24 protein-coding genes are annotated in these 22,471 nt (G+C 64.4%); 12 read left to right on the top strand and 12 right to left on the bottom strand.

What is annotated here, in order from left to right:
- Positions 1 to 6: 6 nt before the first annotated feature.
- Together BRAD3257_RS40225 and BRAD3257_RS06705 are read right to left on the bottom strand one after the other, a co-directional pair.
- Positions 7 to 159 (bottom strand): hypothetical protein, encoded by a 153-nt coding sequence (locus BRAD3257_RS40225; RefSeq protein WP_164937244.1) that lies wholly within the window; start codon positions 157 to 159, stop codon positions 7 to 9.
- Positions 160 to 349: 190 nt separating this feature from the next.
- Positions 350 to 898, bottom strand: a complete 549-nt coding sequence (locus BRAD3257_RS06705) for a cupin domain-containing protein (protein WP_018646206.1) — start codon at positions 896 to 898, stop codon at positions 350 to 352.
- A gap of 147 nt (positions 899 to 1,045) precedes the next feature.
- Here BRAD3257_RS06705 and aptA point away from each other — a divergent pair, with 147 nt between their 5' ends.
- The 3 genes from aptA (at position 1,046) to BRAD3257_RS06720 (ending at position 4,989) form a co-directional block, all read left to right on the top strand.
- Positions 1,046 to 2,374, top strand: coding sequence for an omega-aminotransferase AptA (gene aptA / locus BRAD3257_RS06710; protein ID WP_162500143.1), 1,329 nt, complete (start codon positions 1,046 to 1,048; stop codon positions 2,372 to 2,374).
- 70 nt (positions 2,375 to 2,444) lie between these two features.
- A complete protein-coding gene (locus tag BRAD3257_RS06715) occupies positions 2,445 to 3,710 on the top strand; it encodes a D-amino acid dehydrogenase (RefSeq protein ID WP_122401202.1) in 1,266 nt (421 codons plus the stop codon).
- 112 nt (positions 3,711 to 3,822) lie between these two features.
- Entirely contained in the window at positions 3,823 to 4,989 is a 1,167-nt protein-coding gene (locus tag BRAD3257_RS06720; RefSeq protein WP_122406408.1) for an IS110 family RNA-guided transposase, read from the top strand.
- Positions 4,990 to 5,574: 585 nt separating this feature from the next.
- On the opposite strand, the gene BRAD3257_RS06725 is transcribed toward BRAD3257_RS06720, so the two are convergent.
- A complete protein-coding gene (locus BRAD3257_RS06725) occupies positions 5,575 to 6,216 on the bottom strand; it encodes a helix-turn-helix domain-containing protein (protein ID WP_162500144.1) in 642 nt (213 codons plus the stop codon).
- Positions 6,217 to 6,394: 178 nt separating this feature from the next.
- Between BRAD3257_RS06725 and BRAD3257_RS06730 the strand changes: the two genes are divergently transcribed.
- From BRAD3257_RS06730 to BRAD3257_RS06745, 4 genes are read left to right on the top strand one after another with little or no spacing between them, the layout of a single operon-like run.
- Complete coding sequence (locus BRAD3257_RS06730) at positions 6,395 to 7,153, top strand: ABC transporter substrate-binding protein (protein WP_122401204.1); 759 nt, start codon at positions 6,395 to 6,397, stop codon at positions 7,151 to 7,153.
- 31 nt (positions 7,154 to 7,184) lie between these two features.
- Complete coding sequence (locus BRAD3257_RS06735; protein WP_122401205.1) at positions 7,185 to 7,838, top strand: amino acid ABC transporter permease; 654 nt, start codon at positions 7,185 to 7,187, stop codon at positions 7,836 to 7,838.
- Positions 7,835 to 8,566, top strand: a complete 732-nt coding sequence (locus BRAD3257_RS06740) for an amino acid ABC transporter ATP-binding protein (RefSeq protein WP_122401206.1) — start codon at positions 7,835 to 7,837, stop codon at positions 8,564 to 8,566. The genes BRAD3257_RS06735 and BRAD3257_RS06740 overlap by 4 nt, the downstream gene beginning before the upstream one ends.
- Positions 8,567 to 8,578: 12 nt before the next feature.
- Positions 8,579 to 9,862, top strand: a complete 1,284-nt coding sequence (locus tag BRAD3257_RS06745) for an NAD(P)/FAD-dependent oxidoreductase (RefSeq protein WP_122401207.1) — start codon at positions 8,579 to 8,581, stop codon at positions 9,860 to 9,862.
- A 52-nt stretch (positions 9,863 to 9,914) separates the two neighbouring features.
- On the opposite strand, the gene BRAD3257_RS40020 is transcribed toward BRAD3257_RS06745, so the two are convergent.
- From BRAD3257_RS40020 to BRAD3257_RS06760, 4 genes are all read right to left on the bottom strand, one after another.
- Positions 9,915 to 10,139: a hypothetical protein gene (locus BRAD3257_RS40020; protein WP_162500145.1), complete on the bottom strand. Its 225-nt coding sequence runs from the start codon at positions 10,137 to 10,139 to the stop codon at positions 9,915 to 9,917.
- A gap of 158 nt (positions 10,140 to 10,297) precedes the next feature.
- Complete coding sequence (locus tag BRAD3257_RS06755; protein ID WP_122401209.1) at positions 10,298 to 11,890, bottom strand: gamma-glutamyltransferase family protein; 1,593 nt, start codon at positions 11,888 to 11,890, stop codon at positions 10,298 to 10,300.
- A gap of 243 nt (positions 11,891 to 12,133) precedes the next feature.
- Positions 12,134 to 12,310: a hypothetical protein gene (locus BRAD3257_RS40230; RefSeq protein WP_164937212.1), complete on the bottom strand. Its 177-nt coding sequence runs from the start codon at positions 12,308 to 12,310 to the stop codon at positions 12,134 to 12,136.
- Between the two features lie 9 nt (positions 12,311 to 12,319).
- Positions 12,320 to 12,553 carry a DUF6894 family protein gene (locus BRAD3257_RS06760; RefSeq protein ID WP_122401210.1) on the bottom strand — a complete coding sequence of 78 codons (234 nt, stop codon included), beginning with the start codon at positions 12,551 to 12,553 and terminating at the stop codon, positions 12,320 to 12,322.
- A 201-nt stretch (positions 12,554 to 12,754) separates the two neighbouring features.
- On the opposite strand from BRAD3257_RS06760, the gene BRAD3257_RS06765 reads away from it, so the two are divergent.
- A complete protein-coding gene (locus BRAD3257_RS06765) occupies positions 12,755 to 14,827 on the top strand; it encodes a PQQ-dependent sugar dehydrogenase (protein ID WP_122401211.1) in 2,073 nt (690 codons plus the stop codon).
- Positions 14,784 to 15,725, top strand: a complete 942-nt coding sequence (locus tag BRAD3257_RS06770; RefSeq protein ID WP_162500146.1) for an SMP-30/gluconolactonase/LRE family protein — start codon at positions 14,784 to 14,786, stop codon at positions 15,723 to 15,725. The genes BRAD3257_RS06765 and BRAD3257_RS06770 overlap by 44 nt, the downstream gene beginning before the upstream one ends.
- A gap of 266 nt (positions 15,726 to 15,991) precedes the next feature.
- On the opposite strand, the gene BRAD3257_RS06775 is transcribed toward BRAD3257_RS06770, so the two are convergent.
- Both BRAD3257_RS06775 and BRAD3257_RS06780 read right to left on the bottom strand, forming a co-directional pair.
- A complete protein-coding gene (locus BRAD3257_RS06775) occupies positions 15,992 to 16,825 on the bottom strand; it encodes a Crp/Fnr family transcriptional regulator (RefSeq protein WP_122401213.1) in 834 nt (277 codons plus the stop codon).
- A 159-nt stretch (positions 16,826 to 16,984) separates the two neighbouring features.
- A complete protein-coding gene (locus BRAD3257_RS06780; RefSeq protein ID WP_122401214.1) occupies positions 16,985 to 17,164 on the bottom strand; it encodes a hypothetical protein in 180 nt (59 codons plus the stop codon).
- On the opposite strand from BRAD3257_RS06780, the gene BRAD3257_RS06785 reads away from it, so the two are divergent.
- The 3 genes from BRAD3257_RS06785 to BRAD3257_RS06795 are packed head-to-tail and all read left to right on the top strand — an operon-like array spanning position 17,151 to position 20,189.
- A complete protein-coding gene (locus tag BRAD3257_RS06785; protein ID WP_430648814.1) occupies positions 17,151 to 18,548 on the top strand; it encodes an ABC transporter substrate-binding protein in 1,398 nt (465 codons plus the stop codon). The genes BRAD3257_RS06780 and BRAD3257_RS06785 overlap by 14 nt on opposite strands.
- Positions 18,549 to 18,552: 4 nt before the next feature.
- Positions 18,553 to 19,353, top strand: a complete 801-nt coding sequence (locus BRAD3257_RS06790; protein ID WP_174221550.1) for an ABC transporter permease — start codon at positions 18,553 to 18,555, stop codon at positions 19,351 to 19,353.
- Positions 19,350 to 20,189 carry an ABC transporter ATP-binding protein gene (locus BRAD3257_RS06795; protein ID WP_122401217.1) on the top strand — a complete coding sequence of 280 codons (840 nt, stop codon included), beginning with the start codon at positions 19,350 to 19,352 and terminating at the stop codon, positions 20,187 to 20,189. Before BRAD3257_RS06790 ends, BRAD3257_RS06795 begins: the two co-directional genes overlap by 4 nt.
- Before the next feature lie 97 nt (positions 20,190 to 20,286).
- Here the strand turns inward: BRAD3257_RS06795 and BRAD3257_RS06800 are convergent, their stop codons facing one another.
- The 3 genes from BRAD3257_RS06800 to BRAD3257_RS40235 all read right to left on the bottom strand — a co-directional run bounded on the left by BRAD3257_RS06800 (position 20,287) and on the right by BRAD3257_RS40235 (position 22,411).
- Positions 20,287 to 21,267: an LLM class flavin-dependent oxidoreductase gene (locus BRAD3257_RS06800; RefSeq protein WP_122401218.1), complete on the bottom strand. Its 981-nt coding sequence runs from the start codon at positions 21,265 to 21,267 to the stop codon at positions 20,287 to 20,289.
- On the bottom strand, positions 21,264 to 21,995 hold the full coding sequence (locus tag BRAD3257_RS06805) for a 4'-phosphopantetheinyl transferase family protein (RefSeq protein ID WP_122401219.1): 732 nt from the start codon (positions 21,993 to 21,995) through the stop codon (positions 21,264 to 21,266). Before BRAD3257_RS06805 ends, BRAD3257_RS06800 begins: the two co-directional genes overlap by 4 nt.
- A gap of 245 nt (positions 21,996 to 22,240) precedes the next feature.
- Positions 22,241 to 22,411, bottom strand: a complete 171-nt coding sequence (locus tag BRAD3257_RS40235) for a hypothetical protein (RefSeq protein WP_164937211.1) — start codon at positions 22,409 to 22,411, stop codon at positions 22,241 to 22,243.
- Positions 22,412 to 22,471 lie beyond the last annotated feature (60 nt).

Genomic DNA, 22,471 nt, shown 5'->3' on the forward strand with positions numbered 1-22,471 from the left:
GTTTCGCTAATGCAGCTTCTTGCGGAGCGCCCTGAGCGCCTCGCGCTGCATCTCGATGTAGTCGGCGATGGCCTTGCGCAGCTCGCGCGAATGGAGCTTGTCGGCATCGCGCTGGACTTCGTCGAGCGCGGCTTCTGCATTGGCGAGCGTGATCTTCATCTGCGAGTCCTGTTGCGAAGCGGCCCCGGAGTGCCCAAGGAATTCTCACGTATTATAACCTCAGCACCTCAACGCCAGGCTGCCCGGCACGGTTCGTAATATGTAGCGGCTTGTTTCGCGGAAATTGAGGTGGCTCAATATCCGTAAGATATCGGTGGTTCCGTAAGATCGCGAAAGGCCGATCGCGCCCTCAGAACGTCGGCGGCGTGCAGGCGGAGATCACCTCGCACGGCTTGCCGCCGACGCAGCGGAAGCGATGCGGGCGGCGGCTCTCGAAATAATAGGCATCGCCGGGATTGAGAATGCGGCGCTCGTCCTCGACGGTGACTTCGAGCTTGCCCGAGATCACGATGCCGCCTTCCTCGCCGTCGTGGACGAGATGCACGCGTCCGGTGTCACTGCCGGGCTCGTAGCGCTCTTTCAGGATCTGCAGGCTGCGGCCGAACAGATTGTCGCCGACTTGCCGATACGAGATCGGCTTCTTGCCGACCTCGGTCAGCTCCTCGGCGCGGTAGAAGATCTTGCGCCTCGACTCCGGCTCCAGCGCGAAGAACTCGGCGAGCCCCATCGGGATGCCGTCGAGGATGCGCTTGAGCGCGCCGACCGAGGGGTTCATCTGGTTGGATTCGATCAGTGAGATCGTCGAATTGGTGACGCCGGCACGTTTGGCCAGCTCGCGCTGCGACAGCTTGTGGCGCGCCCGGATGAATCGTAGCCGTCCACCGATGTCGACGCTCATAGCCCAAGCCCTGTTGCAGGTGTTGCGGATCGCGCAAATATGGACCGGCGGCCCCAGTTAAATCAATGGCTTGCAGATCACCAGAAAAGGACTTGTTGCGGCTTCGAAGCCGTGGCTCTGCTGGCCCGTCAGCAAAGGAGCGCGGCCGTGACCCTTCATCAGATTCCGAACACCATCAAGACCGACTCGTTCTGGATGCCGTTCACCGCCAACCGGCAGTTCAAGAAGGCGCCGCGCCTGTTCTCCTCGGCCGAGGGCATGCACTACACCACCGTCGACGGCCGCAAGGTGATCGACGGCTCCGCCGGCCTCTGGTGCGTCAATGCCGGCCATGGCCGCAAGCAGATCGCCGCCGCGGTCGAGCGGCAGCTGATGACGCTGGACTTCGCGCCCTCGTTCCAGATGGGCCATCCGCTGGCATTTGACTTCGCCGAGCGCCTCGCGGAGATCGCGCCGAAGGGACTCGATCGCGTCTTCTTCACCAACTCCGGCTCCGAGTCGGTCGACACCGCGCTCAAGATCGCGCTCGCCTACCATCGCGCCAACGGCCAGTCGAGCCGCACCCGTCTGATCGGCCGCGAGCGCGGCTATCACGGCGTCGGCTTTGGTGGCACCTCGGTCGGCGGCATGGTCGCCAATCGCCGCGCCTTCGCGACCCTGCTGCCGGGCGTCGATCACATCCGCCACACCCACGATCTCACCCGTAACGCCTTCGCCAAGGACCAGCCCGAGCATGGCGTCGAGCTGGCCGACGATCTCGAGCGTCTGGTGGCGCTGCACGGCGCCGAGACCATTGCCGCCGTCATCGTCGAGCCGGTGCCGGGTTCGACTGCGGTGCTGCCGCCGCCGAAGGGCTATCTGCAGCGCCTGCGCGAGATCTGCGACAAGCACGGCATCCTCCTGATCTTCGACGAGGTCATCACCGGCTTCGGCCGCCTCGGCACGCCGTTCGCCGCCAACTTCTTCGGCGTCACGCCGGACCTGATGACGACGGCCAAGGGCATCACCAACGGCACCATTCCCTGCGGCGCGGTGTTCGCGAGCCGCAAGGTGCATGACGGCATGATGGTCGGCCCCGAGAGCCAGATGGAGCTGTTCCACGGCTACACCTATTCGGCGCATCCGACCGCCTGCGCCGCCGGCATCGCGACGCTCGACATCTACAAGGACGAAGGCCTGCTCACGCGCGGTGCCTCGATCGCCGAATACTGGCGCGACGCGCTGCATTCGCTCAAAGGCCTGCCGAACGTCGTCGACATCCGCAATTGCGGCCTGATGGGCGCGGTCGAGCTGGCGCCGCGCGACGGCGTCGTCGGCGCGCGCGGCTATGACGTCATGGTCGACTGCTTCAACACCGGTCTCTATCTGCGCATGAGCGGCGACAGCTTCGCGATGTCGCCCCCGCTGATCGTCGAGAAGAGCCACATCGATCAGATGGTCTCCATCCTCGGCGACGCCATCAAGAAGGTGGCCTGATAATTGCTCTCGCCGTTGCGAGTTGTTTCCTGGCAGCGGCGCGTGTGATGCCGCGGGAGTTTGACGAAGCGTGAAAGTTCTGATCCTCGGCAGCGGTGTCATCGGTGTCACCTCTGCCTACTACCTCGCTCGCGCCGGTCATGAGGTGACGGTCGTCGACCGTCAGCCGGAGCCGGCACTGGAGACCTCTTTCGCCAATGCCGGCGAGGTGTCGCCCGGCTATTCGTCGCCCTGGGCCGGCCCCGGCGTGCCGGTGAAAGCGGTCAAATGGCTGTTGATGAAGCACGGCCCGCTGGTGATCCGGCCGAAGCTAGATCCGGTCATGTGGGTCTGGCTGCTCAAGATGCTGCGCAACTGCACCAGCGCGCGCTATGCGGTCAACAAGAGCCGGATGATCCCGATCGCGGAATACAGCCGCGACGCCTTGCGCGACCTGCGCCGCGACATCGGCATCCAGTATGACGAGCGCTCGCAGGGGACGCTGCAGCTGTTCCGCCACCAGTCCCAGCTCGACGGCACCGGCGAAGACATCGCCGTGCTCAAGCAATATGGCGTGCCCTTCGAGGTGCTGAGCCGCGAGGGCTGCATCGCGGTCGAGCCGGCGCTATCAGGCGTCAAGGAAAAATTCGTGGGTGGATTGCGTCTGCCGCAGGACGAGACCGGCGACTGCCATATGTTCACGCAGTCCCTGGCCAAGCATGCCCAGGCGCTCGGCGTGCGCTTCCTGTTCAACACCGGCATCGATCGCATCGTCACCGAGGGCGCGCGCGTCAGCGGCGTCGTGACCAGCGCCGGCCTGTTGCAGGCGGACGCTTACGTGCTCGCGCTCGGCAGCTGGTCGCCGCGGCTGGTGGCGCCGCTCGGCATCGCGCTGCCGGTCTATCCGGTGAAGGGCTATTCGATCACGGTGCCGATCAAGGACGCCTCCGGCGCGCCGGAATCCACCGTGATGGACGAGAGCTACAAGGTCGCGATCACCCGCCTCGGCGACCGCATCCGCGTTGGCGGCACCGCCGAGATCTCGGGCTATTCGAGCAAGCTGTACGACGCCCGCCGCGCCACGCTCGATCACTCCCTCACCGACCTGTTCCCGCGCGGCGGCGATCTCGCCAAGGCAACGTTCTGGAGCGGTCTGCGCCCCATGACCCCGGACGGCCCGCCCGTGATCGGCCCGACCCAATACGCCAACCTCCACCTCAACACCGGCCACGGCACGTTGGGTTGGACCATGTCCTGCGGTTCGGGACGCGTGCTGGCCGACATGCTGTCGGGCAAGAAGCCGGAGATCGATGTGAGTGCGCTGACGGTGGAGCGGTACGCGCATCGGTTCGGGTAAGGCTCTATCCGTTCGTCATTGCGTGCGTAGCGAAGATTCCATGGGGAGTGGATAGCGACCAGGTCTGAGGCCAGACTGAGGGTTGCTGAATCCATTCAACCTGGAGACGACGATGTTGCTCGATCATCCTTCCGACGGACTGGCCGCTATCCGCACGCAGTTTGGCGCAATTTTTGTGTCATTGGAACTGAGCCGTTCGACATGGCTGGTCACTTCGCTGTCGCCCTGCAAGGGCGAGAAGATGTCCAAACGCAGCATGAAGGCCGGCGACCTTTCGGAACTGTTGAAGCTGTTTGCGGAGCTGAAGCGCAAGGCGCAGGCGCGAACGGGTGAGAGCTATCCGATCATCACGATCCAGGAGGCGGGGCTGGACGGGTTCTGGCTTCACCGCGCCCTGCAGCAGGAAGGCATCGAGAGCCACGTAGTCGATCCGGCCTCGATTGCGACGCCGCGCCGGCGCCGGCGGGCCAAGACGGACCGGCTGGATGGCGAGACGCTGTTGCGGACGCTGCTGGCCTACAAGCGCGGCGAGGTACGGGTCTGCGCCATGGTCGTTGCGCCCTCTCCGGCAGAGGAGGACCGCCGTAGGCTGTGCCGCGAGCGAGAGACCTTGATCGCGGAGCGGATCGAGCATGTGAACCGGATCAAGGGTCTTCTGTTCGCGCAAGGGATCTTCGACTACGCGCCGCTGCGGCGAGACCGGCGGAAGCGGCTGGAGGCCTTGCGGACGGGCGACGGGCGCGCCTTGCTGGCGCATCTGAAGGCGCAGATCAGCCGCGAACTCGACCGGCTCGAACTGCTGCTCGACCAGATCACGGCGGTGGAGCGCGAGCAGGATGCGTTGCTGGCCGCGAGCAAGGCGGCGGGGGAGAAGACCGTATCGAACCCGGTGGCAATGCTGCTCGAACTGAAGAGCCTGGGCCCGAACTTCACGGCCGTTCTCTGGTCGGAGGCCTTTTACCGGCAGTTCGCCAACCGCCGCCAGATTGCATCCTATGCCGGCCTTGCAGCCACGCCATGGCGCAGTGGCGGCATCGAGCGCGAGCAAGGCGTGTCGAAGGCTGGCAATCCGCGCCTGAGAACCACGATGATCCAGCTCGCCTGGCTCTGGGTACGCCACCAGCCTCAATCGGCTTTGACCCAGTGGTTCAAGGTGCACAGCCAACGCGGCCGCAAGCGCGCGATCGTGGCGCTCGCGCGCAAGCTGCTCGTGGCCCTCTGGAAGTACGTGACCGCGGGCGTGGTGATCGAGGGAGCCGAGATAAAGGCCGCCGCCTGACACCACGCTCCTCAGCCTCAAAGCCAATCCGCCGAGATTGATCAGCCTCGGCCGATCCGGGTGGACGAACCGATGGATTGCATGGCTTCAAACGCCGTAACGAAGAATGGTCTCGTCCTCTCGAGCCTGCCCGCCGCAAGCGGAATGTTGGTGCAGCCGCCGCCGCGCGGCGACCGAATGTGAGTTTGATCTGGCAAGCAAACCAGATTGCAAAAACCGGCTCGACCCTTGGATCGCCTGACGAAAAGGAGTTATCCGCCCGCTGCCCCGACTGCCAAAGCCTGATGGCGTGCTCGCTCGAGTCAAGGCCAAGTCGCTTCGCGACGGCCCTACGGGCCGACCTTGACTCGATCTGCGCGCGCCATCCTACGTGCTCCACGGTCGGGACGAAGAGCTGGCCTGCAATCGAACAAAGAGCTGAACAAACCGCCTTGACACACCAAATCCCCATGTGAGCAATCCAGTATCCCTCCGCGGAGACAGTCTGGATTGCTTCGTCGCAAGGGCTCCTCGCAATGACGATGTGGAGGTAGCGGAGCGCCAACCTATCACGGGCTGAGGGTGTGCGCGCGAAAGGAGGGAGGCTTACGCCCCCGTCACGCAATTCACCCAGAGCACCACGGCCTTCGCATCCTGCGCCGGGTTGGAGAACCGATGCGGCCGGCGGCTGGCGAAACGAAAGCTGTCACCCGTCTTCAGCGACCACGTCCGGCTGTCCACCGTCAGCATCATCTCGCCCTCGAGCACGAGCCCGGCCTCTTCACCATCATGGGTGTAGAGCTCGTCGCCGGTGGAGCCGCCGGGCTCCAGATGCACCAGGAACAGGTTGAGCTTGTTATCGGCGCTGGCCGGGCTCAGCAATTGTTTCGAGACGCCGGTGCGCCAGAGTTTCAGCTCTGGCCGCTGCAGGCCGCGGGTTACCACCTGATCGGAGGAGCCATCGCTGCTCGGGCTTGCGCCGAACAGCGCGGCGATGCCGACGCCGAGCACGTCGGCGAGCGTTGCCAGCACGCGCAGCGACGGCGACGACAGGCCGCGCTCGATCTGGCTGAGAAAACCGATCGACAGATCCGTGCGCGCCGCGACCGTCTCCAGCGAGAATTGCCTGACCCGCCTGAGATCGCGGATGCGACGGCCGACCGCGACGTCCATCGCGGGTTCGGCCGGCTTGGCGACGGCTTTGGCTCTCGCCTTCCTGGCCGGCTTTGCGGCGACCGGTTTGCGCATTCTTTTGCCACCGCTCACGTCAGACAGCCTCCTTCATGTGCATGAAAACCACTTGCATCGTTCGCGAAACTGTGACCAATTTTCATATTGGTGAAACTAGGCCGAAACGGCTGAGCCCGCAACGTCTGGTCACGACATGCGCGAGCGCCGTCACCGGCCAGACCCAAAGGGGGATGCGATGAAGCGTTTTGTCCAGGCCGCGATCGCGGCGCTCGCCATTGCCACAGCCGTGCCGGCGTCGGCGCAACAAGTGCTGAAGGTCGGTTCGACGCCGACGGGCATTCCCTTCACCTTCCTCGACACCAAGACCAACACCATCCAGGGCATCATGGTCGATCTCATCACCGAGGTCGGCAAGGACGCCGGCTTCAACGTTCAGATCGAGCCGATGCAGTTCTCGGCGCTGATCCCCTCGCTGACCTCGAGCAAGATCGACATCATCGCGGCTGCGATGTTCATAACGCCGCCGCGCAAGGAGGTCGTCGACTTCTCCGACCCGATCTACACCTACGGCGAGGGCCTCGTGGTGCCGAAGACCGACACCAAGGCTTACGCCACGCAGGACGACCTGAAGGGCGAGACGGTCGGCGCCCAGGTCGGCACCGCCTTCGTCGACGCGCTGAAGAAGACTGGTCTGTTCGCCGAGGTGAAGGCCTACGACACCATCCCCGACATCCTGCGCGACGTGAACACCGGCCGCCTCAAGGCGGGCTATGCCGACTATCCGATCCTCGCCTACAATCTGAAGCAGGGCGGCTTCCCCGAGGTGCGTCTCGTCGACGGCTATAAGCCGGTCACGGTCGGCTCGGTCGGCATCGGCGTCCGCAAGGGCGAAACTGCGCTGCTCGGCAAGATCAATGCTTCGCTGGCGAAGCTGAAAGCCAACGGCACCATCGACAAGATTCTGGATAAATGGGGCCTGAAGGCACAAGGTTGATCGTGAGCGTCTGACCGATGAAGGCTTCCCGATGAAAGGCTTCTGGCGCGACGCCGTCGAGTTCTTCCCGATCCTGTTGAACGGCGTCGCGTTGACGATCGTCGTCACGGTCGGCTCGCTGCTGCTCTCGACCGTGCTAGGGCTCGTCTGGGCGATGATGCGGGTCTCCGGCATCAAGGCGCTGTCGATGCTCAGCGCCAGCCTGATCAACGTGATCCGCGGCATCCCGATCATCGTGCTGCTGTTCTACCTCTACTTCGTGATGCCCGATCTCGGCGTCACGCTGACGGCCTTGCAGGCTGCGATCCTCGGGCTCGGCATCGCCTATTCGGCCTATCAGGCTGAGAACTTTCGCGCCGGCATCGAGGCGATCGACAAGGGCCAGATCGAGGCGGCGCAGTCGATCGGCATGGGCTGGTGGCTCACCATGCGTCGCGTGGTGCTGCCGCAGGCGGTACGTATCGTGCTGCCGCCCTACGGCAACGTCATGATCATGATGCTGAAGGATTCCTCGCAGGCCTCGACCATCACGGTCGCAGAGCTTGCGTTGCAAGGCAAGCTGATCGCCTCCTCGACCTTCAAGAACACCAGCGTGTTCACCCTGGTGGCGCTGATGTACCTCACCATGAGCATCCCCCTGATCCTGCTGGTCCGTCACTTCGAGAAGCGGGCCCGCAAGCGATGATCGAACTCAACGACGTCCACAAGAGCTTTGGCAAGGTCGAGGTGCTCAAGGGCATCACGGCGAGCGTCGAGAAGGGCGAGGTGGTCTGCATCATCGGGCCATCAGGCTCGGGCAAGTCGACCATCCTGCGCTGCATCAACGGGCTCGAAAGCTACGATCGTGGCGAGATCAGCGTCGAAGGCCTGAAGGTCGATCGCGATGCTCCGTCGATCGTGAACATCCGCACCCAGGTCTCGATGGTGTTCCAGCGCTTCAACCTATTTCCGCATCGGACGGTGCTGGAGAACGTGATTGAGGGGCCGCTCTTCGTGAAGAAGGAGCCGCGCGCCCAGGTGCTCGAGCGCGGCCGCGCTCTGCTCGCCCAGGTCGGGCTTGCCGAGAAGGCCGATGCCCATCCACCGCAACTCTCCGGCGGCCAGCAGCAGCGCGTCGCGATCGCGCGGGCGCTCGCCATGCAACCCAAGGCGATCCTGTTCGACGAGCCGACCTCGGCGCTCGATCCCGAGCTGGTCGGCGAGGTCCTCGGCGTCATGCGCAAGCTCGCCGACGACGGCATGACCATGGTCGTCGTTACCCACGAGATGGGCTTTGCCCGCGATGTCGCCGATCGCGTGCTGTTCATCGACGGCGGAGTCATCGTCGAGCAGGGCCCGGCCAAGGCGCTGCTCAACCAGCCGCAGCATTCGCGCACGCAGGACTTTTTGCGCCGCGTGCTGCATCCGCTCTGACCGGACTTCGCCATGACGCGCCTGCCTCTGCCGCCCTCGCTCTATGCCGACACCGCCGTCGCGCCGGTCGCCACGCCGCCGCTCGACGTCGACAGAAGCGTCTCCGTCGCGATCGTCGGCGGCGGCTACACCGGCCTGTCCACAGCGCTGCATCTGGCCGAGCAAGGCGTCGAGGCGCTGGTGCTTGAGGCGCAGGAACCCGGTTGGGGCGCGTCCGGCAACAATGGCGGCCACACCAATCCCGGACTGAAGCACGATCCCGATCAGATCGAAGCCGATTTCGGCGCAGATCTCGGCCGCCGCATGATCGAGTTCTCCTACGGCACGACGAACTTCACCCACGACCTGATCCGCCGCTACCAGATTCCCTGCGAGGCGCGGCAGAACGGCACGCTGCGCGCGGCTTACAATGAGGCCAGCGCCGCCGCGATCGAGAAGACCGCGCAACAATGTATCCGCCGCGGCATGCCGGTGACCTATCTGAACCGCGAGCAGCTGCGCGAGATGACCGGCACCGACCGTTACATCGGCGCGATGCTGGATACCCGCGGCGGCGATCTGCATCCCCTGAGCTACGCCCGTGGCCTCGCGCGCGCCGCGATCTCCGCGGGCGCGAAGATCCATGGCGAGACGCCGGCATTGTCACTGCGCCGCGACGGCAGGCGCTGGCGCATCGAGACACCGCGCGCAGTGGTTCATGCCGATAAGGTCCTGCTCGCCACCAACGGCTTCACCGACGATCTCTGGCCGGCGCTCCGCCGCACCATCGTGCCGGTGTTTTCCTCGATCGCCGCGACCGCGCCGCTCTCCGACGCGGTCGCCCGTTCGATCATGCCGACGCGTCCGGTCCTCTACGAGAGCGGCCACATCACGGTCTATTACCGCATCGATCAGCAGAACCGTCTCTTGATGGGCGGCCGCGGCCCGATGCGCTGGATCAAGTCGCCGTATGACGTGGCCTATCTCATCCGTTATGCCGAGCGGCTATGGCCCCAGCTCAAAGGCGCCGCCTGGACCCATGGCTGGAACAGCCGGCTCGCCATCACCAAGGACCATTATCCCCACGTGCATGAGCCCGCGGAGAACATCCTGATCTCGCTCGGCTGCAACGGCCGCGGCGTCGCGCTCTCGACCGCGATGGGCGCGCAACTCGCGCGCCGCCTGATCGGCGGCGCCAAGGCCGAAATCGACATGCCGATCACGGGCATCAAGCCGATCCCGATGCACGCGTTCTGGCCGGTCGGCGTGACGACCGCGGTGATCGCGGGCCGGGTGCGGGACCGGCTTGGCATATGAAAAAGGCGCCGCCCGGATTCGGGCGGCGCCGTGTTGGGAGTTGCAGATTGCGTCAGCAGCGGCCCTGCTTCCACAGCCCGGGCGGGCATCCCATGCCGCGCCAGCCGACCTTGCGTCCATGCGACCAGCCGGGCGGTGTGCCATAGTGATAATGGCCCATCGCGTGACCATGGCCGTGACCGCGACCATGTCCATGTCCGCCCTTTGCAACCGCGGGGCCGGCAAACGTAACGCCGGCCGCGATGATCAGGGACGCGGCGAGCGCAAGTTTCTTCATCTTGTCCTCCACTGGGGCGAGCGCATTTGTCCATTCAATGAACGAACTGTGCGCAGGTAAGTTCCCTGCGAATGTGGAGGAGTCGTGACGCTCGTGCAGATGCGCGATCCCGTATCGGCTCAACGAGCGCTCGCATGATCTCGCGTCGATTTCTGCGCTCAGCCTTCCGCGACCGCCGCGGCCCATGGCTGAAAAATCTCGACCGCCCCATAATTCGTGTCGCCCTCGCGCATCACCACGCTCGGGCAGGCGAATTTCTGCGGCAACGTTTGCACCCGGCCTTCTTCGTAGTCGAAGCGTGCGGCCAGCGCCTTGCGTGCTTCCTCCGGAAGTCGGGCGTCTCCGATCACGATCGCGCCTTCGCTGGCGTCGATGCGCGGCTGATGGATGGCGGCGTCCAGATCCATCCTGAAATCCATCGCGAAGGAGACGAGTTGCATCACGGCGGGCAAAATGCGACGTCCGCCGGAGGCGCCGGCGGCGAGGCGTTTGCCGTCCTTCGTCTCGGCGATAACGGGCGTGTAGTTGCAAAGGCAGCGCTTGCCGGGTGCAAGCGAGTTGGTGGTACCCGGCGTCGGATCGAACCACATGATGCCGTTGTTCATGGTGATACCGGTGTGGGGTGTCACATATTTCGAGCCGAAGGACGAGAGCAGCGTCTGCGTCACCGCCGCGATGTTGCCGTGACGGTCGACGACGGAGAAATGCGTGGTGCAGGCGGGCGCCAGATATTCTGCGCCAAGCGAGCGCTTGCCGTCGGCATCGCCCATGTCCCTGAGCCGCTCGCGGAAGGCCGCCTGCAGGGCGAGCGCATATTCGACATAGGCGGCGGCATCCGGCGCGCCTGCGGGCGTCAAGCTCTGCTGCAACAGGCGCAGCGCATGCGCCATCGTCGGTCCCGCCGTGAGCTCCGGCGTCGCAAGCACCTTGCCCTCGCGATAGGGGATCGCCAGTGGCTCGCGCAGGTGGGCGTGGAATGCGGCGAGATCCTCCACCGACAGCGAGCCGCCGTCGGCCTTGATATCGGAGGCAATGCTCCTGGCGAGATCGCCCTGGTAGAAATCGCGAGGGCCGGCCTCGGCGAGATGTGACAAAGTCGCCTTCATGGTGTCCTGGGGCAGCCGTGTCTCGGATTTGATGCCCCATGGCGCGCTCGGCGGCAGACCGTCTTTCAGGTATGCGGCCGCGCTTGCGGGATAGCGCCTGAGATCCGCCGCAGAGCCAGCGATCGTCACGGTCGTCCACCAATCGACCAGCAGGCCTTCGCCGGCGAGCGCGGCAGCCGGCGCGACCAGATCCTTCCACGGCATCTTTGCGTAGCGGCGATGCGCCTCTTCCATGCCGGCGACGACGCCGGGTACCGCAATCGAGCCGGGACCATGGATGTTGCGGTCATCCTTCACCCGGGGCCAGGGAAACAGGTCGGAGGCCGCCGCGCCTTCGCCACTGAGCGGATAGTCGGCAGTGCGCAGGCTCTGCGGCGCGCACATGCCGTAGTCGATCACCTCGTAGCGATTTTCCTTCGCGCGGTAGAGCACCATCGCACCGCCGCCGCCGATACCACTATTCCAGGGCTCCAGGACGTTCAGGGCAAAGGTGGTTGCGACGATCGCGTCCACGCAGTCGCCACCCGCGGCCAGCACCTGCGCCCCGACTTCAGCAGCCCGCCGCGATTGCGAGGCGACGATGCCGCCCTTCGATTTGACTGCAGGTTTGCGGACGGTCTGGTTGAGGCTGAACTGGTGAGGCATGATCTCGTCTTGTTCTGTGTCTTGTTGGTCTGTGTCTTGGCTTCATTGCGCGACCGCGCAAACGGCGGAGCGAGCGCAGAATGACACATTGCCGCCAACGAGAACAAAGGGAGGCGCGACATGGCTGGTGTGAAATAGGCGGTATGGCGGGGCGCTGCCGTCTCCCAAACGCATCATGGCCGGGTTGAACCCGGCCATGATGGGAAAGAGACGGAAATCAGCTCGAACGCAGCGAAGGAGCGCCTAGAGCGAGCGGTCCAGCCGGCTGGCCTGATATTTGGCGCGCCATTTCGGGCCAGGCCCGCGCATGTAATGCAGCTCGGGGCGATAGGGGTTGCCCGCGACGCGGATCAGCGTCTGCCATTTGGTGGCGACGAAGCTCAGGGGCTGGCGGAACAGGCTCAAGGAAGCGAGCAACATGGTATCACCTCAATGCGGCTTGCCGAGCATGGCGGTGAAGGGGAGATCGAAAATCTCCTCACCGTCGTCATCGCTGACATGGATCACCCAATCGCGCCAGTCCTCGGCACCGGGCGTCTGGATCATCGAGTTCATGATCTGGGTGGCGCGGTCGCGCGCCTCGGTCAGATTGGCGACGGCGGCCCCGTAGTGGTCGATCAGCGTGCCCTCGGTGTTGGAGCAGTGAAAATAGACCTGGACCATGAGCGCCTCCTGTAGAAAGCGATTGGGACGGCAAATCGATACCACCCCAAGCCTTCGCGAAACATTCGGGTCGAGCCCGGTAAGGGAATTTACGGAGATTGGTCGGCACCAAGGTCGTTACAGGTTTAATCACAGGCGAGTGATGACTGGACGGCGCCGAGGCGGCATGGAACAACGTCCGCGGGAAGGTCGGGGGCGACCGTGAATCAGTTCACATTCGAGATCGGACGGCGAAATCTGCGCTTGCTTGCAGGGGTCTTGACCGCCGCGCTGCTCGGCTTAGCGCCGGCATCGTCCGAGCCGGTCAGGAAAAGTGGCTATGCGATCGGCACCGAATCCTGCGGCAGCGGCGATCTCGCCTTCCCCAGAATCGAGATCGACATGAAGGCGGGATTCTGCGCCGGCCTCGTCGCCAGCGAACAGGACCGCCTCAAATTCCCGCGCTCGATCGTCCAGGTGCCCGGTCATGACCTGTTCGTCGTCGCCGACATGGGCGGCTGGGGTCATGCCGACGGGCGGCTGCTGCTGCTCGATCCGCATGCGCCCCACGGGCAACGCTTCAAAGAGCTGCTGACGGGGCTCGAATATCCGTTCGGCCTCGTGATCGGTCCCGACAAAAAGCTCTATGCCTCGACCGCGGAGACGATCTTCCGTTTCGATCCGCTCGCCGACAATCCACGGAGCACGGTCGAGACCATCATCCGTCACATGCCCGGCCGCCGAATCACTTTGCCGGACGGCACGAGGCTGGACGAGAGCGCGCATCCGCTGAAGCAATTCGTGCTCGATCGGAATGGACGGCTGTTCGTCAATGTCGGCGCGCACAGCGACGACTGCATCACGCCGGCGCCGATCACCAGGCCCTGCGCTGCGGCCGAAGGCGGCTCCGCGATGGCTGCGATCTGGCTGTTCACGCCGCCACCAGGCGGCGTCTTCCCGGCATTGAAGCCTGGCGATCCCGACCCGCCGCACACCGTCTATGCGCGCGGTCTGCGCAACTCGATGGCGCTGGCGCTGCATCCGAACTTTCCGGATGCCGGCTACGCCTTCCTGCAGGGCGAGAACGGGCGCGATCTGCCCGACATCTTCAAGCCGAACGAGGAGATCAACGCGATCGAGCAGGGCAGGCACTACGGCTGGCCGTATTGCTACGATCTGTCGACGCCGAGTCCCGAATTCAGGCTCGTGCTGCAATCCGGGGTCTACAAGTCGCTCTGCACGGCCAACGCGCTCTATAAGCCGCCGCTCTCGCTGCTGCCGCCGCATGGTGCACCGCTCGCGATGCTCTACTACCACGGCGGCAAATTTCCGGAGCTTGAGGGCAAGCTGCTGGTGGGCCTGCACGGCTATCGCCCGACCGGCAGCCGCTTGCTCGTCTATGATGTCGACGATCACGGCTTCCCCAAACCTGCCCCGGCACCGGTGCGCTATCACGTCAGTTGCGCGGCTGACCCGACCCGCAGATTCCAAACCGAGGCCGGCGAGGTCGCCGCCGCGCCGTTCGAGGAGCTGATCGCCGGCTGGCACCGCGTCAACGGCGCGCGGCCGCAAGGTGCGCCCGTCGGCATGACGGTTGCGGAGGACGGCGCGATCTGGCTGGTGGAGGACAAGAACCGGACCGTGATCCGCGTCGATCGCGCCGCGGGTGAAGCGCCGGCGCCGCTGCCCTGCGACAGCCGCAGCCCGGCGATGATCGATCAGCTCGCGGCCTTGGTCGCCAGGGATGCACGGAACAGCGCCCGGCTGACCACGCTGCGCAAGGGCCTCGTCGAGAAGCATTGCGTCGGCTGCCACTCGGATTTCGGTCTGAAGGCGGGCCAATCGGAGGCAGAGCAGGACGGCGCCGTGCTCCGTTTCATGCTGTCGCAGGATGGCTGGATCTATCCCGGCGATCCCGACGCCGGCAAGCTGCGCACGCGCCTGCGCGGCCTTGGCGCGGAGAAGCTGATGCCGCCGGGTGGCGAGAGCCTGCCGAAGACCGAGCCTGGCTACAAGCGTCTGCTGGATGCGGCGGATCTGCTCGTCGCGAAGATGGTTCCGGGCACGCGGATGCGGATCAAAGCCGGTCCGCCGCAGCGCAAGTTCTATGACAAGTCCGACAAGGAATGCGGCGAAATACCGGCCGCCAAGGTCGTTGTCGTGACACAAAGGAGCGCTGTAGACAGACCCGGCTTCAGCCGATTCTTTCGGCCGGCCGATCCCTATCTGAATGGCGAGTGCTCCGACGGCGATGGCTATTACATCCGGCAGGAATTTCTGGTGCCTGTGCAGTAGCATCCTCTTCGTCGTCGCCACGGCCCCCGCCCAGGCCGAGACCAGGCTGTTCGAAAGCGTGCAGGTGACGCCCGCCGGCGAATATACGTTCGGCATCGAAGGGCCCGCCGCCGACCTCGACGGCAACCTCTTCGTGGTCAATCTCGGCAAGCCCGGCACCATCGGCAGGCTGCCGGCGGGCGGCGCGGCGTCGGAGCCATTCACGGTGCTTCCCGAAGGCAGTGTCGGCAATGCCATCCGCTTTGCACGCGACGGCACCATGTTCATTGCCGATTACAAGAAGCACAACATCTTCGCGATCCCGAAGGGCGCGACCGAGCCCACCGTCTGGTTTCATTCCGACGAGATGAATCAGCCCAACGACATCACCATCGCGCGCGACGGCACGATCTATGCGAGCGATCCGAACTGGAAAGGCAGGGAAGGTCATATTTGGCGCATCGCGAAGCGAGCCGACGGGACGGTGCGGGGGCAGGTGATGCCGGCGCCGCGCGCGATGGGCACCACCAACGGCATCGATCTCAGCCCGGACGGCAAGACGCTCTATGTGGGCGAATCCAGCAGCGGCCAGATCTGGTCCTATGCGATCAGCGGCAACGAGCTCACTGGCGCAAGGCTCGTGAAGTCGTTTCAGCCCGACACCGTCGACGGCCTGCGCACCGACGTCGCCGGCCGCCTCTATGTCGCGCGCATTCTCAAAGGCACGATCGCGCTGATGAAGCCCAATGGCGCGGTCGAGCGGGAGATCGCGCTTCGGGCCAAGGAGCCGACCAACCTCGCCTTCGGCGGCGGTGACGGCAAGACTGTCTTCGTCACCCAGCGCCAGGGTGGCTTCATCGAATCCTTCCGCACCGACCAGCCGGGGCGCGAGCACTGCCTCCAGCGCGGGCGCTGCTAGAGCATGATCTGCTTCCGATGCAGAGCCGCGCGCACGGATGCGGCATTCTTGCTTGCATCTCGCGGCCGCGGAGATCAAGACTTTCGTGGCACGTCAAGCGAACCTGCGACCACGGAAGGCGGTTATCTCTCGAATATCCTCGGCGCGAATTTGACTTCCGTGCTGGCCGGATTCGAAGAGGCGCGGTGATGCGCGTTCTTCGTTTCTCCCCGTAAGAACGGGGAGAGGGAGGAGAAATGCGGCCCCGGAGCGTCGATCGGCCCACCTCAATGCTTGAACAAGATCTGCTCCAGCAGATCGATCCGCCTGATCCGGATGGAGCTGCCGTCGATGGCGATGATGCGGCGGTTTTGGAAGCGCTTCATCATCATCGTCACCCATTGCCGGGTCGAGCCGACCATGGCCGCGATCTGGTCATGAGTGATCTTGCGGTTGATGACGATGGTGTCGCCGTCGGCCACACCGTGCAGCTCTGACAGCGTGAGCAGGAACTGCGCCAGCCGCTCGATCACCGAGCGCGTGCCGAGGATCTGCGCCATCGAGGAATAGCACTTGCCCTTGGCGATGAGGCCGTCGATCAGCGCCAGCGCGAAGCTCGGCATGCCCTTGAGCAGCTTCTCGAGCGCGGGACCGGAGAGTGCCGTCATCTCGCACGCCTCGATGGCGATGCCGGACCACATGTGAATGCCGCCACCGGAAATCTCCGGACCGCCGATGAAATGTCCCGGCGTCCAGTAGGCGAGCGTGATCTCGCGGCCCGACGGCGCCGTGTAGTAGACCCGAACCTGCCCGCGGCGAATGATGAAGATGCCTTCGTGGCCGTCGCCCTGGCTGAACACCATCTCGCCCTGCGGCACAGTGACGGTGCGCCCGGCCGCATGCACGCGGGCCTGCTCGAATGTGGACAGGCGATCGAGGAAATGCGCCCCCGCGTTGAGCCCGTCGATCGTCTCGCTCATGAACAGTGCCGAGCTCGCGGTCTTCGCGCGCGTGTCGCGGGTTCGACGCGCGGTCTCGCGGGCGGGCCAGTCGAACGTAACGCCCGGCCGATCAACAAAAGCGCCAGGCTCTGTCGCGGCAGCTTCCTTGAGAATGGTCATCGCAATCCGTCAGCTCTCAGATGTCTCGCGAATAGGTAAGAGCGGCGGTGGTGCGATGTCCATCTCTTTGCGATCGTTCCAAATCACTTAGCAAAGCTTGATATGTGCGGCGATCGACGGCGGAATGATTCCTCTGTCGGGAACGCGGTCCTGAGAAAATCATTCACGCCATCGCGCGCGGGATTCACGATGCGCGCAGTTCACGATGGCGATGCAAGTAATTGCTTCAAGCGGTTCGCCGCGACTTCGATAGTGCAGGCTGGCATTGTCGCCGGCATCGCCGGTCTCCGAGGACAGTTCGATGATCGATTTCAGCTCTTTGAGAATGAGTGCGGCCATCTTGGCTTTGACAATCGCGATGTTCGGACCGTCACAGGCGGAGACCATCCGCGTGGCGATCGGAACGCAGGATACGACCATCAACTGCGCGACCGGCGGGCTGCTTATCCGCGAGCTCAAACTGCTGGAGCAGTTCCTGCCTCGCGACGGCAAGTACAAGGACGTCACCTACGACATCCAGTGGAAGAACTTTACCAGCGGCGCACCGCTCACCAACGAGATGGTCGCGGGCAAGCTCGACTTCGGAGCGATGGCGGATTTTCCGGGTTCGCTCAACGGCGTTGCGTTCCAGAAGGCAGGACGCCGCAGCCTGTTCATCAGCGTCTTGTCCGGTAGCACCAAGGGCAGCGGTAACGGCATCGTGGTGCCCTCGAATTCGCCGGTGCAGTCGCTCAGCGAGCTCAAGGGCAAGACAATCTCCGTTCCCTTTGCCTCGACCTCGCACGGCATGCTGCTCCGTGCCATCGAAGCCAAGGGCTGGAACCCCGAGACCGACGTCAATATCATCATGCAGGCGCCCGAGATTGCGGGACCTGCCTTGCAGGCCGGCAAGATCGAGGCGCATGCGGACTTCGTCCCGTTCGCGGAGCTGTTCCCGTGGCGCGGCTTTGCGCGCAAGATCTTCGACGGTGCACAGGCAAATGCTCCGACATTCCACGGTGGGCTGGTCGATGCCGAGTATGCCGAAAAATATCCGGAAATCGTCGTCGCCTATTTGCGCGCCGCGCTCGAAGCGGATCGCCTGATCGCGGAGGAGCCCGAGAAATACAGCGAGCTGATCGCGAAGGTGACGGGCATCGAGGCCGAGGTCGACTACCTCTTTCACGGCCCGCTCGGCCTTCAGACCCGCGACGTGACTTGGAAGGCGGAATACCGGCAGGCGGTCGCGACCTCGATCAAGACGCTGAAGCTGCTCAAGCGCGCCGACAGCGATCTCGACATCAACCAGTTCGTCACAGACAAGTTCATCCGCATCGCGGCCGCGCAGGCGGGCCGTGACTATGACGCGGAGCTGAAGAACTATGCGCAGCTCCCGCTCAGGGCCAAAGATGCAGTGACGGGAGCCGAAATCACCGACTTCAGTCGTGTCGCGCAGATCTGGGTCCGGGACGAGGCTCATGTGCGTCACTACGCCTCGCCCGAGAACGCGCTCAAGGCGCTGGCCGGCATCGAGAAGGACGGCAAGACCATCCGCGTCGTCTATGCCCAGGACCGCGAGAGCGGCATCAAGCTGTTCGCAAACCAAGCCTGGTTCGTGCGGTCGTGGAGCGGCGAGCTGAGCGCGTTCCTGCTCAAGGATGCGGCCGAGCGCTGGTCGAAGCAACATGGCGGTGCGGTGCTCGACTTCGCGGCCGCGCGCGAGTCGCTCGTTGCGAGCCGGTGAGGCCATGACCGCCGCTATCCAGGCGCGGCCTGCGGCCATCCGCTGGGTGGTCCGCGGCCTTTCGATTCTCGCCTGCATCGCGCTGTGGCAGGTCGCGTCCGCGACGCATCTCAATCTCGGGATCGTCACCTTCCGCAACGTGCCGCCGCCGCTCGAGGTCGTGCAATCCGCACTCGCTTTGTTTCGGTCGCCGAAACTGGTGCCCCATATCACCAGCAGCCTCTGGCGCGTGTTCGCAGGTTACGGAGCGGCGGTGGTGCTCGGTGTGATCTTCGGTTTCGCGATCGGCCGGTCGCGCGCCACGACCGACCTCTTGCTGCCGCCGCTCGAATTGCTGCGGCCGATTCCGGCGGTGGCGTGGATTCCGCTGTCGATCCTGATCTTCCCGTCGTCCGAACTGTCGATGATCTACATCACCTTCATCGGCGCCTTGTTTCCGATCGTGCTGAACACCGTCCATGGCGTTGCGAATGTCGACCGTCGGCTTCTCGCCTCCGCCCGCAGCCTCGGTGCGGGGGAGCTCGCGATCCTGCGAGAGGTCGTGCTGCCGGACGCCGCGCCCAGCATCGTCACGGGCCTTGCGATCGGTATGGGTACCTCGTGGTTCTGTCTCGTCACCGCGGAGATGATCTCGGGTCAGTTCGGCATCGGCTACTACACCTGGGAAGCCTACACGCTCCAGAACTACGCCGACATCATCGTCGGTATGCTGGTCATCGGCCTGCTCGGCATGGGCTCCAGCTGGCTGCTGACGACCGCCGGCCGGCTTCTGATGCCCTGGCGCAGCCCGAAGGTGGCGCGATGAACATCCGGGTGGCGGATATCGGCACCAAGAGCGTCGGTCGCATCGACATCGCCGGCGTCTCGATTGCGCTCGGCTTCGGCGCCGAGGCAATCGAGGCCGTGAGCGGCCTCGATTTCTCCATTGCGCCGGGCGAGTTCGTCTGCATTCTCGGTCCCTCCGGCTGCGGCAAGTCCACGCTGCTCGGCGCGCTGGCCGGGCATCTGCCGGTCACGGCGGGGCAGCTGACCGTCGACGGGCAGCCGATCCAGGGGCCGAGCCCGGACCGGGGTATGGTGTTCCAGCAGCACACGCTGTTTCCCTGGAAGCGGGTGCGCGACAATGTCGCCTTCGGCCCGAAGATGCGTGGCCTTTCGAAGAAGGAACGCGACCGTGCCGCCGACGCCATCATCAAGCTGGTCGGCCTTTCCGGCTTCGAGACGTTTTACCCTGCGCAATTGTCGGGCGGCATGCAGCAACGCGTCGAGATCGCGCGGGTCCTGATCAACCAGCCGCGGGTGCTGCTGATGGACGAACCCTTCAGCGCGCTCGATGCGCAGACGCGCGGCATGATGCAGGCGGTGCTGCTCGACATCTGGAGCAAAATCCCGACGACCACGGTCTTCGTCACCCACGACATCGACGAGGCCCTCTTCCTCGCCGATCGCATCGTCGTGATGAGCGCAAGACCCGGCCGTGTCATCGAGGACGTCGTCCTGACCTTCGCACGGCCGCGCAGCCACGATCTCGTGACCGAACCCGAGTTCGTGCGGCTGAAGCGGCATGTCATGCAGCTGCTGCGCCGGCCGGAAGGCTCCGAGCCGCTGGCGCGACTGAGCCCGCTCGGCGTGCGGTCCTAAAGCGCGATGAGATTTTGATGAATCGTCATCGCGCTTTAGCTTGTTGTTTGCGCATGATCTTTCCGGAAAACCGCTTCGCACTTTTCCGGATCATGCTTTAGAGCATCCCGCTCGCAGCGAGCGCCTTGCAAACGTGCTGCATCTCGGCTTCGTCCGCTACCATGTCGAGCATAACAGTGGTCAGGCCCTTCGCCGCAAATTCCTTCAGCTTTGCACCGATCTCCTCGTAGCTGCCGACGAGATAGGGGCAGTCGGCCTGGAAGGTGAGGAACGGCAGCAGCCAATAGCCGTTATCGTGAAGCTCACCACTTTGCTCCTCGTAGAGCCGCCGCTTCCACACGGAATCGCTGCTCTCCACGGTGAGCGCGAGCAGTTCGCGATCATCGACACTGTCGCGAAAGCGCGCCCTTGCCGCCTGTCGTGCCTCCTCGCGTCCCGCGCGCGCGAAAATGCCGAAGTTCATCCCAGCCGCGTCGAGGCCGCGATCGAGATCGGGCGGCAGCATCTGCATCTTGATGCAGCCGGTCTCCTTGGCCACGCGCTGCGCCGCGTCCGACTGGCCGGCGATCAAGAATTCCGGCATAAGCTCCGCGGGCAGGCGCGGGCGAAGTTGCAGATTGCGGGCGCGATAGAATTGCCCATCGAAATTCACCGGCCGCGGGCTTGCCAGCAACTGGCGCATCAGCGCGACGAATTCACCGAGCCGAACGTAGCGATCGGCATGCGACTGGTCGTCGCCGAGGCCCTGCAGGTCGCTGACCGCCGTCCCCGTGATCATGTTGAGATAGACCTTGCGGCGGTAGAGCTGTGCGAAGGACGAGACGAATTTCGCCGCCGTGAACGGGTGCATGTAGACCGGATTGACGGCGATCAACGGCGAAGATCGCGTCGTCTCTGCCATGATGTGCTGGGCCATCGCCCAGGGTTCGACGAACACGTCGTTGCCTTCGAACAGCAGGATGCCTTCGAAGCCGTTGCGGCCGGCGAACTGCGCCACCCGCATCAGCTCGCCGACATGGGTCTTGGGATCGCGGTTGCGTGAAATCGCGGCAAAGACGCGCAGCCGCGACGGCGTCATTCGGCCGTTTCCTGGAGCGGCCAGGCATGGCGGCTGATGGGAAGGCCGCCATCAGCACGGGAGCCATCGGCGATCGCGAGGCGGTGCGAGGGCGATGGCGAGCACAGCGAGAAGCGCCAGCCGTCCGGATCGTCGGCAATGCCGGGCTTGAAGCTGATCTCGATGGCCTCGCGCGACACCTGCATCGCGAAGGCATCGAGCGGCAAATTGAGCCCGAAGCCTCTGGCCTTCAGATAGGCCTCCTTGAGCGTCCAATAGTCGAAGAAGCGCTCGATCGCCGCCGGCTCCGGCAGTCCGAGCAGCGTTTCGACCTCCTCCGGTGCAAAGAAGCGATGCGCGGTAGAAAGCGGCGCGACACGCCGCGACACGGTTTCGACGTCGATCCCGACGGCCTCATGCCGCGACACCACGCAGGCGACGCAGCCGTCGGCATGTGACAGGCTGAAATGCAGCGCTGTCGAGGTGACGGGCGCTGCGACGAAGGGGCGCCCATAACGGCCCGCGCCAAACGACCAGTCGGAGGGCGCGACGTTGGAGGCGACCTGCGACAGCGCCAGGCGCAGCATGGCATGCGCGAAGATGTATTGCCGCCGATGCCGCTCGAACATGAAGCGATCGGCCCGGGCCCGTTCGTCGATCGAGAGCAGGCGTCGGCACGCCTCGACTGCGCCCGGCGCGTCAATGGTCTCGATCAGCCCGACAAAGAGTTCGATTCTGTCGTCTGCCATCAATTGGGCCCATGGCGTCAGGCGAGGTCAAGGCCCCGGTCCTGACGGAAGAGTCAGCTGAGCAAGAATCCACGAAGAGGACCTTTCCTAACGGCCCACCCAGGCGAATTCTTGTCGATTTGCAGACCGGTTTACAGGCGCAAGCTTGTCCGAGACCCCAACTCGATAAGCGAGCGGCCCAATTTGAAAACCGGAGGCCGAAAAATGAAGCCTGAAGATTCGTGCGGCGTCCCTGCCGACTAGTCTTACTTTTTCTTCTTCTTGGCCTTCTTCGCCGCGCCCAGCATCGAAAGGCTGGCGTCGACGTCCTTCAGCGCGGACTGGAGCCTCTTCTTCTCTTCAGTCAGCAACTTCTGCAGGGCCTTGCGATCCTTGTCGCTCAGCGAGGTGCCCTTGGTAAATTTGATGAAACCCATAAACACTCCCCCGGTTGAAAATAATCGTCCAAATCAAAACGCGGGAATAATCTTGCGCGG

The organism is Bradyrhizobium vignae, assembly GCF_900324035.1.
Taxonomy (GTDB): Bacteria; Pseudomonadota; Alphaproteobacteria; order Rhizobiales; family Xanthobacteraceae; genus Bradyrhizobium; species Bradyrhizobium vignae.